Source organism: Actinacidiphila oryziradicis, assembly GCF_005047355.1.
Lineage (GTDB): Bacteria > Actinomycetota > Actinomycetes > Streptomycetales > Streptomycetaceae > Actinacidiphila > Actinacidiphila oryziradicis.
Window position 1 is genome coordinate 19430 of the sequence record NZ_SUMC01000005.1, and the last position, 14226, is coordinate 33655.

Consider the following 14226-nt stretch of genomic DNA (forward strand, 5'->3'; position numbering starts at 1 on the left):
CCCCGGCCGAAGAAGACACAGAGGTACCCACAACTCACCTCACACATCAAGAAGATCACTCACCCACAGGGCGTTCACCGCCCACCCGGCTGCAACCGCTACCGGCCGCGCCGCCCGTCCACCACCAGCGCCTGCACCTCACTCACCCGCACCGGTATCTCCGCAGCCGACCGCAGCCCCGGCACAGCTCCCGCCTGCCCACCGCCCTGCCAGACCACATCCCAGACGATCGTCGCCGTCACCGTGAACGCCTCACCAGGCCGCCCGGCCGACGACCGCCGATACACATGACCACAATCCGGAGACACCGAATCCGCCGCGAACCTCGCCGAATACGCAGTCCCCGGCCCAACACACGTCACCCTCACCCCGTCACCCATCGACCACACCACCCGCCTCGGCGTCGCAGTAGCCGTCACCACCATCCCCGGCACCCGCGCCGTCCTCGACACCGGCCGCCACACCGACCCATCAACCCACAACCACGTCGGCACCCCCACCACCTGAGCCACATCCTCACCCGGGCTCATCCGAATCACCGGCTCCGGCAACACCAACTGCTCCACCACCTGCCGCGCCACCACCGCTGGAGAAGGGCGGTCAGCCCTCTTGCCAGGCGCAGGTGGCGCGCCTCGGTCGTCAAGCACAAGCCCCTTGCCGTCAAGGCTCATGAGCATCCACGGCCGCTGATTCTCAACCTGAGCGCCCCCGCTCCTCGAAGGGCTGCCGCTCCCCGCCCTCAGAGGAGCAGATCGCGCAGGCGAGGGCACGTCCTGTGCCGATCGGGCTGGTGTCCCTGCGTGAACGTTGCACCGCGAATTGCCGCAAGACACACCAGCCAGCTGGTTCCCATTACCGTCCGCTCTGGCGGCAGGCGGTGTGCTGGCCATCACCGCCAGGCAGACGGTCGCGGCGACGGTGATGGGGTGCCGGTGGCAGCCGATCAGCACGTTCCCGCCTGATCCACGTAGAGCTTGGAGACTTTCCACGCACCGTGCACATATTCCACGGTGGCCTTGGTGTGGTGATGGCTGCCCGGGACATCGTTCTTCAAGGAGCCGTCGAGCTTGTACTGGAGCCACTGGGTGTCATCCATACAGTCCTCCAAGTCAACGGCTGTAGGCGCGTCAGCCGGACGGGTTCGCACCACCTCGGGTTCGAGGCGCGGCGCTCCCTTAGTGACAACTCGCTCCGCCTGTGCCTTCTCCAGGCCGTACATCAGCAACCGCAGGGCCCCGTCCACCGCGTGGTCATCGAGTCGGGGGGACTTGGGATCGGAAGTCCTCGACACTGCCGCCATGTCGGCCCACATTGATCGGTAGGCGGAGAGCGCCGCTTCCGTACGGAGATCGCTCGGCGCTGCGCTACGAACAGAAGCCGATCTGCGGCCCTGTGCGCTTCCCCCCGAGCGTTTCCCCTCATCACTGCATCCGCTCAACGCCAGGCCGACGAGCACGAGGGCGGCAGTTGCCACCGCGGTCGCTGCCGCCCATCGACGAGTCCATCGTTCTCGCATCAACACCCGCTCTCCACCACACCGCTCTCACACATCGTAATGAGTCACTCACTTTACGTCACGTCAGCCTGTTCCCGGCATGCACGGTGGCAAACCCTCCGGGAACGATCAGTTGCTGCTCGTAGCCAAATTCGGACGCGACCGCGGCCGATGGCCAGTTCCGGTAGCCGACCCCCATCTGAGCGATCCAGCGGGGCTGTTCACGAGGTCGTCTCGTGAACGATGGGGAGTTCCGGCGCTACGGTGCCGCCTGCCGCTCTCACCCGAGGAAGAAATCCCCAGCCACGAGTACCTCACCGCCATCGTTCACGATCTGCACCCTTCAGGCCTGCGGCCGCTGGCCCTGCCCGTCACACCCGGCCGGGTCGGTGACTCCGCCCAACCCGGAGCCGTCGTCGAACAGGTCCACGTTCCACGCCCAGGGGCGGAAGGACCCGCGCCCGGCCAGACCGCGATAGGCCGACGGCCTGATCAAGCACCGGGAATCACCATCCACGCGACCTTTGTCCCGTCGCCGGGCAGCCGGAAACCCCACGCACCCCCAGTCAGCTGATCCACGATGTGCAAACCCCGGCCACGCTCGGACAAGCATGCCGACAGCGCTTCCAACCCGCCGCCACGGCCCTCAGGATGCGGAGCAAACACCCCGGTTGCCGGGAAGGCAGGAATCTCCGGAATCCGCGGGTCGTAGTCGTAGACCTCGCAGATCAGCTCCACAGCCGTGCGGCGTAGCATCATCTCGTAAGGGCCAGTGGCGTGGTCTGTGGCGTTCCCGACAAGCTCGGACGCAGCCAATACGGCGTCGGTGATGACGTCCTCGGAAAGTTCCAGCCTTTCCAGGGCCCGGCGTAGAGCCGTTCGGGCACGTCCTGGTGCGCCCGGGGTGGCGCTGGTCCAGGTGTAGACCAAGCCGAGGGCCGCGGCGTGGGACGGCGGCATCATCGCGAGCCTCCCCTGGCGGCGTGCCGGCCGTGCGTGACCCGGCGATGGCGGCCGCGCCCGGGGCGCACGCAGGCGCGTGCCCCACCGGCCATGAGCGCAGTGCTCGACATGGCCGGCCCCAGCAGCAGAGCGGTAGTGAACAGCAGCGGGAGCATCAGGTGGCCCTCCAGCGGTCGTGATCGGGAACACGACCACGACACCGTCCGCACCCCAGTGAGCGGCACCCTGTGCAAACGACGTCATCCCACGCAATCCGACGTGGTTGAAGTCGTCGTACGTGGTCCAACCGGACCGGTTCCGCTCTGGCCGCCAGCGGCGTTACGGTCCATCCGGCCGCCCGACGCCGCGCCTGAGGAGGTGACTGTGCGCCGCCCGAATCACACACTGGCAGAGCAGCTCGCCCTCGCCGGCTGGCGCCCGCCGCAGCTGGTTGCGGCGGTCAATGCGCTCCTCGGCGACGGCTACCTGAGCCGTTCCACCGTCTCGGAATGGCTGCACGCCGGGCGCGTACCGCGCGAGCCACTCCCGGCGATCGTGGCCCAGCTGCTGTCCGAAGCCGCCGGAAACCACGTCCCGGTGCGTGACCTGTGGCCGCGGGCGGCACTCGCGCCGGTGTGGACAGTCCCTGCAGACGATGGCCTGGCTGACATCCTGCGCGCACCCAGCCCGACCATGGCACTTGCGACGGACTGGATCCGTCACGCCGACCGTCGGACGGGACGCGACCGGCGCCGTTTCACCCCGGCCCTGGCCGCAGTGCTGCCCACAACCGCCGCCTGCAACGACACCCCGGCACGAGCCGCAGTCGCCGCCCACTGGAGCGAGGCAGCGCGGGCTGCCGCCGACCTGATCGCCGAGCTCACGCCGGGGCCCGAAGCCATCCGCTTCGCGTACCGCCAGACGCTCGCCTACGCGGAGACTCTGATCGACCTCCCCCACAACCTCGGCGTCACCGCCGCACTCGCCATCACCACCCACGCTGCCGGGAAGATGGCGCACGAGACAGGAGCCCTCGGACTGGCCCAGCGGTACCACCTCAGCAGCACCATCTTCTCCGAGGCGCTGACCAACCCATCCGAGCACCCCCGGACGCAATGACTCAAGCATCCGGCAATTCACCCGGCGACGGCACCAAGGCCGCCGCCGGTGAGACGCCTGAACCTTCACCGGGCACTGCCCTGGCCAGCCGGTGCGCGCCAGCCCGCAGCTACCCTGCGCACCTCGTGATGCGGGCCCCTACCAGATGGGCTCTGGTAGGGGCCTGCTGTCGTGCGATCAGGATGTGAGCTTGGCCAGAAAGTCCGCGTTGGCGGTGGTGTCGTGGCCGAGGACCACGGAGTGGTGCGGCAGCGCGGTGAGCCGGTCGGTCACAGCGGTTCGGGCCTGCTGGTTGCCGCCGCCGTTGACCCGGGTGAGGCCGAAGATGTCGGGGTAGCGGTCCTCCGTCGCGCCGGACATGAAGTCGTGCTCGCTCAGGCTCCGGGTCTCGTCGGCGAGGGCCGGGGCGGCGTCGGGTTCGATGCGCGGGAACAGCAGACCGGCGGCGTGGCCCCCGGTGGCCAGGGTCATGCCGAACCAGGTGGCGAATTGGTCGGGGAAGACCTGGATCTTCAGCTCCCGCTTACCGCCCTGCTCCCACAGAGGCGTGCGGCTGCCGTCCATCAGGGCGTCGGTGACGCGCTGATGCTGGGTTGGGTGGAGTTGTTCGCCGGCCTTGAGGCGGTCGCAGACGAGGTCGTAGAAGTCGAGGGCGTCCAGCAGGCCCAGGCCGATGGCGGCGGCCGACGGCCACGGCAAGACCTGCAGCCGGTCGCCCTCGGGGCGGACGAACACTCGGTCGTTGGCCAGCAGCTCCCAGCCCCGAGAAGCCAGCAACAGTGCGGTGGTGGTCTTCCCGGCGCCCTTGGACCCGAAGGTCAGGAGCGTCTGGCCATCGCGGACGACGGCGGAGGCGTGCAGCAGCGTCCAGCCGTCCCGCAGCAGCTGGCCGCGGATCGCCTCGCGGGCCAGGCGGGCGGCAGCCAAGGCGACCGGCTGTTCCTCCGGCCCGGCGATGGTCAGCCTGCCGAAGCGGGAATCGGAACGGTAGGCCAGCTGCTCGTCAGGGGAGACGGCGGAGATGATGCCGCCGCCATGGCTGGTCACGCGGGTACGGGCCTTGGCATAGGTGACCTCCTCGGCCTCGTTCAAGCCGCCGTCCACGAGCTCTGCGAGTTCGGCGTACTTGGCGGCGTCCACTGTGGCGTTGACCTGCGGGCCTGCGCCGATGCTCTCGGCGGGCACCTCGAACGCGTTCCACCAAGGGCCGAAGTAACGCCGGGACCAGCCGGTGACGGCCGGGGTGTTGCTCACCACGGTCACGATCGCGTCGCCCGCGTGCAGCCGGGTGGCGGTAATGGTGGGGTTCATGGGGCCTCTCATCGGTGAGTGGGTGTAGGGGAAGGCCGCAGCGCGATGTAGGCGGTGCGGAGTTTGGTGTCGGCGGCGTCAAACCGGACGGTCTCGTCGGCATCGAGGGATGGCAGGCACGGTAGGGGCCGGCCTGCGGTGAACCGCAACGGAATTCCCAGCCAGCCGCCCCGGTAGGCGGCCGACAGTTCGGTGACGCCGTCGGCCAGGCCGAGGGACAAGCGGAGGGTGGAGACCACGGCCCCGGCCGGTCCGGAGCGGGTGCGGCCGATGCCGGCGCTGATCCGGCCGGCCCGGGAGGCGAGTTCGTCCCGGAGCTGCTGGACCGGGACGGCGATGGGCTCGTGGTTGACGGTGGTGGCGGACGCGCAGACCACCATGCCGTCGCCGTGCTCGCCGATCACGTGGCCCCGCACCGCCCGCGCGGGGACACCGAGCAGGGCCGCCAGGGCAGTGCGGTAGCGGGCGGTGTCGAGGTTCGAGCCGATGCCGTAGACCCGGCCGCAACCGGAGGAGTCGGCGAACAGCCGGGCCATCAGGTCGACGGGGTTGGTGACCACCAGGACGGTGCCGGTGTAGCCGCGCAAGACGGCTCCCAGCAGCGCGATGTGCGGGGCGTTCGCCGCCGCGCCGCCCATCCTTACGTCGGTGGCACGGGTGTTGGTGAAGGTGGCGCGGACTGCGATCACTACGGCGTCGCAGTCCATCAGGTCGGCCGGCTGGCAGGTCAGCGGGTGCACCGGCAGGCGGAGAGCGGTGCGCATGTCGTCCAGGTCGGCCGCCAGGGCAGCGGCCTGCTCGGCCGTACGGGAGTTGACCAGCAGCCTGCCGGGCAGGCCGGCGCCTTGACCGCGCTCATGCCGCCACCGCCGCGATCCACGCGAGACCGTGCTCCCAGGCGGCGTCGGGCTTCGTGCCGACGGCGAGGTCATCGCTGATCTGGTCGGCCATCGCGCACACCACGGCCGCCCGCTTCACCAGCACCTCGCCTTGAGCAGAGATGGGCAGCGCGGCCGGGGCCGACAGGTAAGTGGTGAGGATGTTGATGCTGTCCATCAGCCACAGCACCAGCAGCTCGTGCAGCCATCCGTTGCCAACCGCCCTGGGCAGGCCCCGCACCCGGGCCTCGGCGAATGCCGAGATGCCCTCGGCGACCTGTTTCCCAGTAATCTCGCTGGGCTGGGCGGCAGCCATTAGCAGGATTGTGCGGCTGATCAGCTTCACGACGTCCACAACGAGCCGGGCGCGTAAAAGACCGGGGTCGATGAACACCGGCTGCCCGTCCGGGCCGCTGGGGAAGAAGACGTGTTCCGGCTTGAGGTCCCCGAAGGTCAGCACCGCCCCCGAAGCGGAGCTGGGCAGCACGGCGGTGCGGAGCCGGTGCAGCCGGGCCACAACTCGCCGCAACAACTCGACCACCCCGGCACGCTCGGCGGGATCGCACCGCTCGGCGCCGAGCCGGTCGACGTACAGCGTCCCGGACAGGCCGTTGAACTTCCGCAGGAATGTGCCCGAGACGCTGCGTTCCCCGATCGCGGCAGCCGGGCCGAGGGTCTGCGCAGTAGCGGGCCGGTGGAGCCGGGTCAGCTCGCGGAACGGTGCCTCCAGCAGCCCGGCGGTATCCTGTGGCCGTTCCAGCAGCAGGCTGGCCAGGGTGGGGCCCGGCACGGCCCGGGTGAACAGCACGCCACATGGCGACCCGAGGACCCCGCACACCCGCGGGCGGCCCAGCGCGGCAAGGAACCGTAGCTGCCCGACCTCGCGTTCCATCAGCCCGTCCGGGCGCCGCACGTACGCCGCCTGCGCGGCCCGGACCTCGTCCCAGTCCCCGCACGTGCCGCGCAGGAGCGAGACGAGGGAGATGCCGAGGAAGGAGTACTTCGCATACCAGTCCCGGTCGTCGATGGTCAGCCGGCGGACGTAGCCGGTGACGCTCGGCACATGCCCGCCCAGTACAACGTCCGCCTCCGCCCACAGCACGGCGGCAGCCTGGCGGATCTTCCTCTCCGCGTGGGCGAAAACCTCCTCCACCCTGGGGACGGCACTGGGTGATGTGCTCACGGCGGTGCTCACGAACGCCTCCAACGGGCTTGGTCTGGTGGGCCGTCCCGGCCGGGGCGTAGGGGAAAATTCCCCGGCCAGGACGGCGTCTTGGTCCCGCCGCACGCACCGAGGTGGAAGGCCTGCCGAGGCCAGGCGTGTGCGGCGGGGGTTGGCCTGCGGTCCTTCAGCACAGGCCGGGCCGTCCACCGCATCCGGGCGTCCCCGTGGGTGAGCGTCAGCGTCATCTCGTCGCCCCGTGACAGGTCCAGCGCGGATCGCTGGTGGCCGCCGAACAGCCACGCCTCGACGATCGGGCTCGTGGGGATGACGGCGACGACGGTCCGCACCATGATGCGGACCCACCGCACGGCCGCCGTCGGAGTGTCCGCTGTGACGGACCCGGCAAGCGTCGGCCACCGGTCCTCGTCCACTACCGAGGATCTGACGACCTCGCACCAAAACCCCGGCCGTACGCCGCTGTTTGGCGTCCGAGCGAGAGGGCCCACATGCAGGGGCCGCGTGCAGTTGTCCGGAGGCCTCATGCCGCACCCGCCACGGGCACGGCCAGCGTCGCCCACACCGTCTTCCCGCCGCCCTCCTTGGAGCGGCTGCCCCAGGTGTCGGAGAGCGCATCGACGAGAAACAGGCCGCGGCCGTCCTCGTCAACCTTGCTCGCCTGCCGTACCACCGGTTCGGTGTCGGCTCCGTCGTCGACCTCCAGCAGCGCTATCCCGTCCTCCACCTGCAACCGCACCTCGACGCCGGACGAGCCGCTGTAGCGGATCGCGTTGGCGACCAGTTCGTCCGCCATCAGCACCAGGTCGTCCGTCAGCTGTGGCACGCGCCACCGCCGCAGAGCGGACCGCACGGCCGCGCGCACTCGGGCGACGTGCTGCAGGTCAGAGGCGATGTGCACGGCCATTGCCTGGCGCGGACCGGTAGCGACCGGCGATCCGACCGTGGTGGCCTCCAGGACAGAGGCAGGCGGGTGATTGCGGTACATGGAGGATCAACTCCAGTGAGCAGGGGGGAGGATGACGGCGGGGACCGCCGCGCGGTACGTACTAGTAACCGCCCTGACCGTGACCGTGGGTATGTCGAACCGCACGCGGCGTGCTCGGGCTCAAGATGACGATTTGACTCTCGCTTTACCGGCCGGGTCGCTACGGTTCCGTCATGTCCCGCGTACGGAACGAAGTCTTGGCCGCCTGGATGGCCGAGCATGGGATCACCGCTCATGAGCTGGCGGGCCAGCTCAACACCGCCATCCGGGCGTTCACCGGCACCTACGGCAGCACCGACAAGCGGGTGGTGTTCCGGTGGCTGTCCGGGGAGGCAACCTGGCCCAACGCCAAGCAGCGCAAAGCTCTGGAGCAAGTCACGGGCCGTACAGCAGCACAGTTAGGGTTCCGACGCAAGGGCACTGTTCCTGATGCCCCCGCACCGCTGGAAGAGGACCCTGTGCGCAGACGCGAGTTCATCACGGCCACGACCGGTACCGCCCTCGGCGCCGTCCCCGTCCCCGCCGTCGCTCACCGGGTAGGGACCGGCGACGTCGAGCGGCTGCAGGCGAAGTTCGCTGGCCTGGTCGCCAGCGACCACCGGCACGGCGGACGTCCGGACATCGAGAATCACGCCAGCGCCCTGGCGGACGAGGCCCTGGCCCTCCAACAGCGCGGCAGCGCGAGCCAGCGCATCCGCAGTTCCCTGTACAGCACGGCCGCCGCCTTCACCTCCTCCTCGATGTGGGCCGCGATCGACGGCCGTCGCTTCGACACCGCGGAGGCCCACCTCCACCAGGCAGTCACCCTGGCCGGCCTCGCGGGCGACCCCGCCATCCAGTTCCGGATCTGGAGCCACGCCGGCACCCTCTACCGCCACCTGGCGCGGGCCACCGACGCCCTCGCCGCCAACGACGTCGCCCGAGCCCTGGCCGTCACCCGCCGGGACCCGATGTTCGCCTCCCTCGGCCACGCCCGACACGCCGCGATCCTCGGACTCACCGCCGACACCACCGCCGTACGACGTGCCCTCGGCCACGCCCAGGACGCCCTGGACCGTGCCGAGCCCGCAGCCCAACGCCCTCTGTGGCTGACCGCGTTCTACGGCCAGTCCGAGCTGGAATCCCTCTCCCTGGCCGCGTATCTGTCCCTGGGCGACTACGCACGGGCCGAAACCCACGCCCGCAGCTGCCTGGACCTGCTGCCCGGCCACATGCACCGCTCCCGTGCCATCGCCACCGCCCGCCTGTCCCTGGCCCAGCTCGGCCACGGTGACCTGGACACCGCCGTCATCACCGCCATGTCCATCCCCACGGACGCCTCCACCAGCCACCCGCGCGTGGTCGGCATCCTTAGCCGCTTCGGCCGCACCCTGGCAGCCCTCGCGCCGGACAGCGAATCCGCGCGAACCTGGGACGAGTACACCCACGCCAACCGGAGGAACCCGATATGACCACCGCCGCCTCCGTCGAACTGCGCCACGTCACCGACGCCCAGCCTGTCTGGCAGACCCTCCTTGACGTCTACGCCGACGTCCGCGCCCCGCTGCTCCACCTGCCGCACTACGCGGTGGACAGCTTCGGCGAACGCCTGGCCCGGCACGCCAAGGAACCCGGTTTCGAGGCCGTCATCGGCTACGACGGCGACGAGCCGGTCGGCTATGCGTACGTCAACACCCTCCAAGGTCACGAGGATCGCTGGTGGGCCCGCACCACCGGGGCCCTCCCCGCAGGCTGCACCGCCATCCCCACCCTGGCCCTGAAAGAGATCATGGTCCGCACACCCTGGCGGGGCAGCGGCACGGCCCGCCGTATCCATGACGACCTGCTCACCGGACGTCCCGAGGAGCAGGTGACGCTGATGGTGAATCCGGCAGCTGGGGACGGCAAGGTCGAAGCCCTGTACGTGGCTTGGGGGTACGAACACGTCGGACAGGCCCAGCCGAGCCCAGGATCCCCGCCTCTGCACGTCATGATCCGAGCCGTGCAGACTCCCTGACTGCCCGGGCCATGAACCGGAAGGGAGACGCCGTGCCGCACACCCCCAACCGCGCCCTTGCCGCGTGGATGACCGATCACAAAGTCCCCGCGAACAAACTTGCGAGCCTGGTCAACACCGCGCTCGCCAGCCTCGAAGGCACCTACGGCACGACCACCGAGCGCGCCGTGTTCCGCTGGCTGTCCGGCGAGACCAGATGGCCCCTCCCCCCTACGCGGGCCGCGCTGGAACACATCACCGGACTCACCTGCACCCAACTGGGGTTCCGCCCCAAAGACGGCACCCCGTCACCACCCGCACCCGAAGAGGACCCTGTGTACCGTCGCGCCTTCATCGCCGCCGCCAGCGCCGCAGGAGCCACCCTGGCCACCCCCGCCAACACGGCCCCCCGCCGCCTCGGCAGCGGCGACGTCGCCCGCCTCAACGCCAAGCTCGCCGCCGTCGTCTCCATGGACGACCGCTACGGCGGCACCCCCGAACTCGAAGCCCACGCCACCGCCCTCACCACCGAAACCCTCGACCTTCAGCAGAACGGCACCTCCAGCGCCCGCGTGCGCTCCGAGCTCTACGCCGTTGCCGCCGCCTTCATCACCAGCGCCATGTGGGCCGCCATCGACGGCCGCCGCCTGGACGCCGCGCAAGGCCACCTCAACCACGCCGTCACCCTCGCCGGCCTCGCCGGCGACCCGGCCGTCCAGTTCCGCGTCTGGGGCCACGCCTCCGTCCTCTACCGCCAGCTCGGCCGCCACACCGACGCCATGGCAGCCGCCGAAGCCTCCCGCGCCACCGGCATCACCCGCCGCGACCCCATGTACGCCTCCCTCGCCCTGGCCCGCCTCGCCGTCGACCACGCCGACCTCGGCGACACCCGCACCGCCCTGCGCACCCTCGGCCAAGCCCAGGACGCCTTCGACCGCGCCGACCCCACCCTGCGCCGCCCACCCTGGATGCGCTTCTACGACCGCGCGGAACTCGACAGCCTCGCCCTCTTCACCCATCTCCAGCTCGGCCGCTGGGACGAGGCCGAACACCACGCCCACCGCAGCCTCGCCTACCTCCGCCCCGACCTCCACCGCAACCGCGCCCTCACCCACGCCAACCTCGCCCTCGCCCAGCTCGGACAGGGCGAGCTCGAACCCGCCCTCGCCACCGCCCAGACCATCCCGCCGGAGATGGCCCGCAAAGGCCGCATCGGCAAACTCCTCAGCGACTTCACCCGCCGAATGACCGACCTCGCCCCCGGCAGCGCCGGACAGCGCACCTGGACCGAACACCGGAAGGCACAAGCGTGACCAACACCAGCCCCCTCACCTTCCACCACACCCACGATGTCGAGACGGTACGGCAGCTCCTCCTTGAGATCCACGCCGAAGTCCGCGGCGACTTCGGCCTCATGGACCGGCCCTTCTACGCCATCGAGCGCTTCAACGAACGCCTGACCACCTACGCATCACGCCCCGGCTGGGAAGCCGTCATCGGCTACCAGGCGGACCAGCCGGTCGGCTACGCGTTCGCCACACCGCTCGGCCCCACCACCGCCTGGTGGACTGCCATGCAGGAACCGCTACCCGACGACTACGTAGGCGAGACGGGCACACGCACCCTGGCCCTCAACGAAATCCTCGCCCGCAAATCCTGGCGCGGCACCGGCACAGCCTGCCGCATCCACGAAGAACTCCTCGCCGGACGCGCCGAGCGGCGGGTGACCCTGCTCGTCAATCCGGCGACCGCCGACGGCAGGCTGAAGGCCGTGTATCAGGCATGGGGGTACGAACAGATCGGCCACCAACAGCCCTTCCCCGACTCCCCCGTCTTCGCCGCCATGATGCGCGACCCCCTCCACCGCTGACCATGCCCCCAAGTAGCACGGAAGAGGGAAGGTAGACGGTCTGCTGTCCGCGATCACCCCGGAAGGGGCGAGTGATTCTCGCGGTATGCCGGTGCTATGCGGTATGCGCAGGGTGGAGGCCTGACCGCAGCTCTTGCCAGCCGTACAACGAGGGCTGTGCCTGCTCGACGAAACCGTATTCTTCAGTAGTTCCTGCACGCGCTCGGGCAGAGGTTCTCGGCCATCGCCGCCGTCGGCGATCACCGGCACCACCCCTGACCACGCCCCGCCGACCTCGCTGGTTCGCCCAGTCGCTTCGAAGGCAGCGCCGCATGCTCCTGGAGACCGGCCGGGACAGCACCGAGGCCCTGGCCATGTACGCCCGATTCGGCTATGAGCCCATAGCCCCGTATGCCCCCGTCCGCCACCTCCTCATCAGCCGCGCGGTTGCCTGACGGAAATCCCGTTGCCTGGTGTTCCTCGGCTGCGTCACAGTGGTCATCACACGCAACGGAGAGGAGCGCGCGATGATCGTCCAGGAAAGTCAGTCGCAGTCATATCAGCGCACTTCCAGTTTGCCGCAGAGCATCCCCGGGCAGGCCACGTAGCCGTCGACAACGGACGTCGACCAGCCGCCCGCGGGGAGCCCCCGCCAGGGCGGCATTCTTTTGCCGCCCGCCCCTTTGCCGGATGGTGCAACTGGCAGCACGCCTGACTCTGAATCAGGAGGTTCGAGGTTCGAATCCTCGTCCGGCAGCTTTGGAGAGTTGGCCGAGTGGGAAGGCAGCGGCTTGCTAAGCCGTCGTCGGGTGCGAGCCCGCGCGCGTTCGATCCGCGCACTCTCCGCGTACGTCCTGGAGGAGCCAGCCGAAAGGTGGCGTCGGCCGCGGTCCCGAAAACCGTCGGGGTGCGTAAGCACCCGTGTGGGTTCGACCCCCACCTCCTCCGCCCCGGGCGAGCTGGGCACTGGTGAGCCCAAGGCCCTGTAAAGGCCCCGCTTCGGCTGTGGAGGTTCGACTCCTCCCTCGCCCACCCGGTGACGTTGCTGGTCGAGCTCGCGAGCGAACCGGCCCGCGTATTCGGCACCTGAGAGGGCGTTTCATCCCGATTCGAAATGACTGTTTAAAGCATCTCGCAGTGTTTTGTCTGAACGCTCAGCCGGTCAGTCCGCTGCATACACGGGGCTGGGCAGCCCGCCGACGGTATCCATGAGACCGGCAAAGCGACCAAACGGGCAGATTTTCAAACCAGACACGCTCCAGGGGATGTTGCGGTCCAAATCGCCGAGTGGGAGGTCGACGGTCGACCTCACAAATCCCCGCAATGGATATTTACCCCGTAAGTCAGGCGAGGACCAAACCGGGTGCCAGTATGCAGAAGCAGATGAAGGGCCTGTCGAGGAACTACTGGTTGCTTCCGGGATTTCGGCTCGTTGATGTGATATAGGGCGTTTCGATGGGTTGATCGGGCCATTGCGGGCGAAGCTGGAGGCGGTGGGGCCGTATCTGGATGAACGTCAGCGTCGGCTGTTGTACGCGGCGGAGGCGCGGCAGCTCGGACACGGCAGAATCGCCGCCGTCGCCGAGGCCGCAGGCGTCTCCAACGGATGTGTCAGCCGGGGACTTGCCGAGCTGCAGGAAGGAGCGGAGCCCGATAGCAGGGTGCGCCGCCTGGGCGGGGGCCGCCCGACCTTGACCGAGAAGGACCCGGAACTGCGCCCAGCACTGCTGTCCCTGGTCGAGGACAGCACACAGGGCGATCCGATAGGGCCGTTGACCTGGACGACGAAGTCGCTGCGGCACTTGGCCCGTGAACTCGCCGCCCAGGGCCGCGTCGTGGGCCGGGACACGATCGCCACGCTGCTGAAGGAGGCCGGGTTCAGCCTGCGGGGCAACGCCAAGGTCCTGGCAGGCAGCGGCCATCCCGACCGCGACGCCCAGTTCCGGCACGTCAACGACAAAGTGCGGGAGTTCCTGGACGCGGGCGACCCCGTGATCAGCGTGGACAGCAAGAAGAAGGAACAGATCGGGCTGTTCGCCCAGGCCGCGCGGGAGTGGGCCGCTCCCGGCGCGCCGGTGAAGGTCCTCGACCACGACTTCCCCACCCAGGCGGTCGGCACCGCGATCCCGTACGGCATCTACGATGTCGGGCGCAACACCGGCTACGTCGTGGTGGGCACCGACCACGACACCGCAGCATTCGCGGTGGCCGCTTTGCGCCGCTGGTGGAAGGAGGAAGGCAGCGCCGCCTACCCGCACGCCCGCCGGCTGCTGATCACTGCGGACGGCGGCGGCTCCAACAGCTCCCGCGCCAAGGCATGGAAGGCCAACCTCGCCGTTCTCGCCACCGAGACCGGCCTGGAAATCAGCGTGTGCCACCTACCGCCTGGCACATCGAATAGGGTCGGGGACTGGCGCGGTGACGCAGTACGTGCGTTCCGTTTCCAGCCCCCGCCACCTCGATTCCGTGCATGCGGTTCTCCCGCACAC

At 69.5% G+C, this 14226-nt stretch carries 15 protein-coding genes, 4 tRNA genes and 1 pseudogene; 11 read left to right on the forward strand and 9 right to left on the reverse strand.

What is annotated here, in order from left to right:
- Nucleotides 1–98 precede the first annotated feature (98 nt).
- From FCI23_RS59325 to FCI23_RS07095, 4 genes are all read right to left on the reverse strand, one after another.
- Entirely contained in the window at nt 99–242 is a 144-nt protein-coding gene (locus tag FCI23_RS59325) for a hypothetical protein (protein WP_246143466.1), read from the reverse strand.
- A gap of 701 nt (nt 243–943) precedes the next feature.
- On the reverse strand, nt 944–1096 hold the full coding sequence (locus tag FCI23_RS59330) for a hypothetical protein (RefSeq protein WP_246143467.1): 153 nt from the start codon (nt 1094–1096) through the stop codon (nt 944–946).
- A 742-nt stretch (nt 1097–1838) separates the two neighbouring features.
- Nucleotides 1839–1991, reverse strand: coding sequence for a hypothetical protein (locus FCI23_RS56205; RefSeq protein ID WP_169316706.1), 153 nt, complete (start codon nt 1989–1991; stop codon nt 1839–1841).
- Nucleotides 1988–2458: an ATP-binding protein gene (locus FCI23_RS07095; RefSeq protein ID WP_169316707.1), complete on the reverse strand. Its 471-nt coding sequence runs from the start codon at nt 2456–2458 to the stop codon at nt 1988–1990. The genes FCI23_RS56205 and FCI23_RS07095 overlap by 4 nt, the downstream gene beginning before the upstream one ends.
- A gap of 363 nt (nt 2459–2821) precedes the next feature.
- Here FCI23_RS07095 and FCI23_RS07100 point away from each other — a divergent pair, with 363 nt between their 5' ends.
- Complete coding sequence (locus FCI23_RS07100) at nt 2822–3556, forward strand: hypothetical protein (protein ID WP_136722603.1); 735 nt, start codon at nt 2822–2824, stop codon at nt 3554–3556.
- A 177-nt stretch (nt 3557–3733) separates the two neighbouring features.
- Here the strand turns inward: FCI23_RS07100 and FCI23_RS07105 are convergent, their stop codons facing one another.
- The 5 genes from FCI23_RS07105 to FCI23_RS07125 all read right to left on the reverse strand — a co-directional run bounded on the left by FCI23_RS07105 (nt 3734) and on the right by FCI23_RS07125 (nt 7913).
- Nucleotides 3734–4867 carry a phosphoenolpyruvate carboxykinase (ATP) gene (locus tag FCI23_RS07105; RefSeq protein WP_136722604.1) on the reverse strand — a complete coding sequence of 378 codons (1134 nt, stop codon included), beginning with the start codon at nt 4865–4867 and terminating at the stop codon, nt 3734–3736.
- A gap of 8 nt (nt 4868–4875) precedes the next feature.
- A complete protein-coding gene (locus FCI23_RS07110) occupies nt 4876–5799 on the reverse strand; it encodes a Rossmann-fold NAD(P)-binding domain-containing protein (RefSeq protein WP_136722605.1) in 924 nt (307 codons plus the stop codon).
- Nucleotides 5723–6940, reverse strand: a complete 1218-nt coding sequence (locus FCI23_RS07115) for a phosphotransferase (RefSeq protein WP_136722606.1) — start codon at nt 6938–6940, stop codon at nt 5723–5725. Before FCI23_RS07115 ends, FCI23_RS07110 begins: the two co-directional genes overlap by 77 nt.
- Nucleotides 6937–7341 (reverse strand): hypothetical protein, encoded by a 405-nt coding sequence (locus tag FCI23_RS07120; protein WP_136722607.1) that lies wholly within the window; start codon nt 7339–7341, stop codon nt 6937–6939. Before FCI23_RS07120 ends, FCI23_RS07115 begins: the two co-directional genes overlap by 4 nt.
- 107 nt (nt 7342–7448) lie before the next feature.
- Nucleotides 7449–7913, reverse strand: coding sequence for an ATP-binding protein (locus FCI23_RS07125; RefSeq protein ID WP_136722608.1), 465 nt, complete (start codon nt 7911–7913; stop codon nt 7449–7451).
- Nucleotides 7914–8086: 173 nt separating this feature from the next.
- Between FCI23_RS07125 and FCI23_RS07130 the strand changes: the two genes are divergently transcribed.
- From FCI23_RS07130 to FCI23_RS07165, 10 genes and pseudogenes are all read left to right on the forward strand, one after another.
- Complete coding sequence (locus tag FCI23_RS07130) at nt 8087–9364, forward strand: XRE family transcriptional regulator (RefSeq protein WP_136722609.1); 1278 nt, start codon at nt 8087–8089, stop codon at nt 9362–9364.
- The gene (locus FCI23_RS07135) at nt 9361–9909 is read left to right on the forward strand and encodes a GNAT family N-acetyltransferase (RefSeq protein WP_136722610.1); all 549 of its coding nucleotides are present in this window, start codon (nt 9361–9363) and stop codon (nt 9907–9909) included. Before FCI23_RS07130 ends, FCI23_RS07135 begins: the two co-directional genes overlap by 4 nt.
- Before the next feature lie 11 nt (nt 9910–9920).
- On the forward strand, nt 9921–11201 hold the full coding sequence (locus FCI23_RS07140) for a tetratricopeptide repeat protein (RefSeq protein WP_246143469.1): 1281 nt from the start codon (nt 9921–9923) through the stop codon (nt 11199–11201).
- Nucleotides 11198–11758, forward strand: coding sequence for an N-acetyltransferase (locus FCI23_RS07145; protein ID WP_136722611.1), 561 nt, complete (start codon nt 11198–11200; stop codon nt 11756–11758). Before FCI23_RS07140 ends, FCI23_RS07145 begins: the two co-directional genes overlap by 4 nt.
- Before the next feature lie 311 nt (nt 11759–12069).
- Nucleotides 12070–12192, forward strand: coding sequence for a hypothetical protein (locus FCI23_RS62305; protein WP_265737727.1), 123 nt, complete (start codon nt 12070–12072; stop codon nt 12190–12192).
- 229 nt (nt 12193–12421) lie between these two features.
- Nucleotides 12422–12494 (forward strand) — tRNA-Gln (locus tag FCI23_RS07150).
- A 4-nt stretch (nt 12495–12498) separates the two neighbouring features.
- A tRNA-Ser gene (locus FCI23_RS07155) sits at nt 12499–12583 on the forward strand.
- Between the two features lie 10 nt (nt 12584–12593).
- Nucleotides 12594–12685, forward strand: a tRNA-Ser gene (locus tag FCI23_RS56210).
- 4 nt (nt 12686–12689) lie between these two features.
- Nucleotides 12690–12769, forward strand: a tRNA-Tyr gene (locus tag FCI23_RS07160).
- A gap of 410 nt (nt 12770–13179) precedes the next feature.
- Nucleotides 13180–14133: pseudogene (locus FCI23_RS07165) on the forward strand (ISAzo13 family transposase); the annotation flags it as partial.
- Nucleotides 14134–14226: the final 93 nt, after the last annotated feature.

Bases quoted from the DNA above. Each gene is read 5' to 3' on its own strand.
- FCI23_RS59330 (WP_246143467.1), bottom strand. From the start codon at position 1,096: ATGGATGACACCCAGTGGCTCCAGTACAAGCTCGACGGCTCCTTGAAG.
- FCI23_RS07095 (WP_169316707.1), bottom strand. From the start codon at position 2,458: ATGATGCCGCCGTCCCACGCCGCGGCCCTCGGCTTGGTCTACACCTGG.
- FCI23_RS07105 (WP_136722604.1), bottom strand. From the start codon at position 4,867: ATGAACCCCACCATTACCGCCACCCGGCTGCACGCGGGCGACGCGATC.
- FCI23_RS07110 (WP_136722605.1), bottom strand. From the start codon at position 5,799: ATGACCTCGCCGTCGGCACGAAGCCCGACGCCGCCTGGGAGCACGGTC.
- FCI23_RS07125 (WP_136722608.1), bottom strand. From the start codon at position 7,913: ATGTACCGCAATCACCCGCCTGCCTCTGTCCTGGAGGCCACCACGGTC.
- FCI23_RS07130 (WP_136722609.1), top strand. From the start codon at position 8,087: ATGTCCCGCGTACGGAACGAAGTCTTGGCCGCCTGGATGGCCGAGCAT.
- FCI23_RS07135 (WP_136722610.1), top strand. From the start codon at position 9,361: ATGACCACCGCCGCCTCCGTCGAACTGCGCCACGTCACCGACGCCCAG.
- FCI23_RS07140 (WP_246143469.1), top strand. From the start codon at position 9,921: ATGAACCGGAAGGGAGACGCCGTGCCGCACACCCCCAACCGCGCCCTT.
- FCI23_RS62305 (WP_265737727.1), top strand. From the start codon at position 12,070: ATGCTCCTGGAGACCGGCCGGGACAGCACCGAGGCCCTGGCCATGTAC.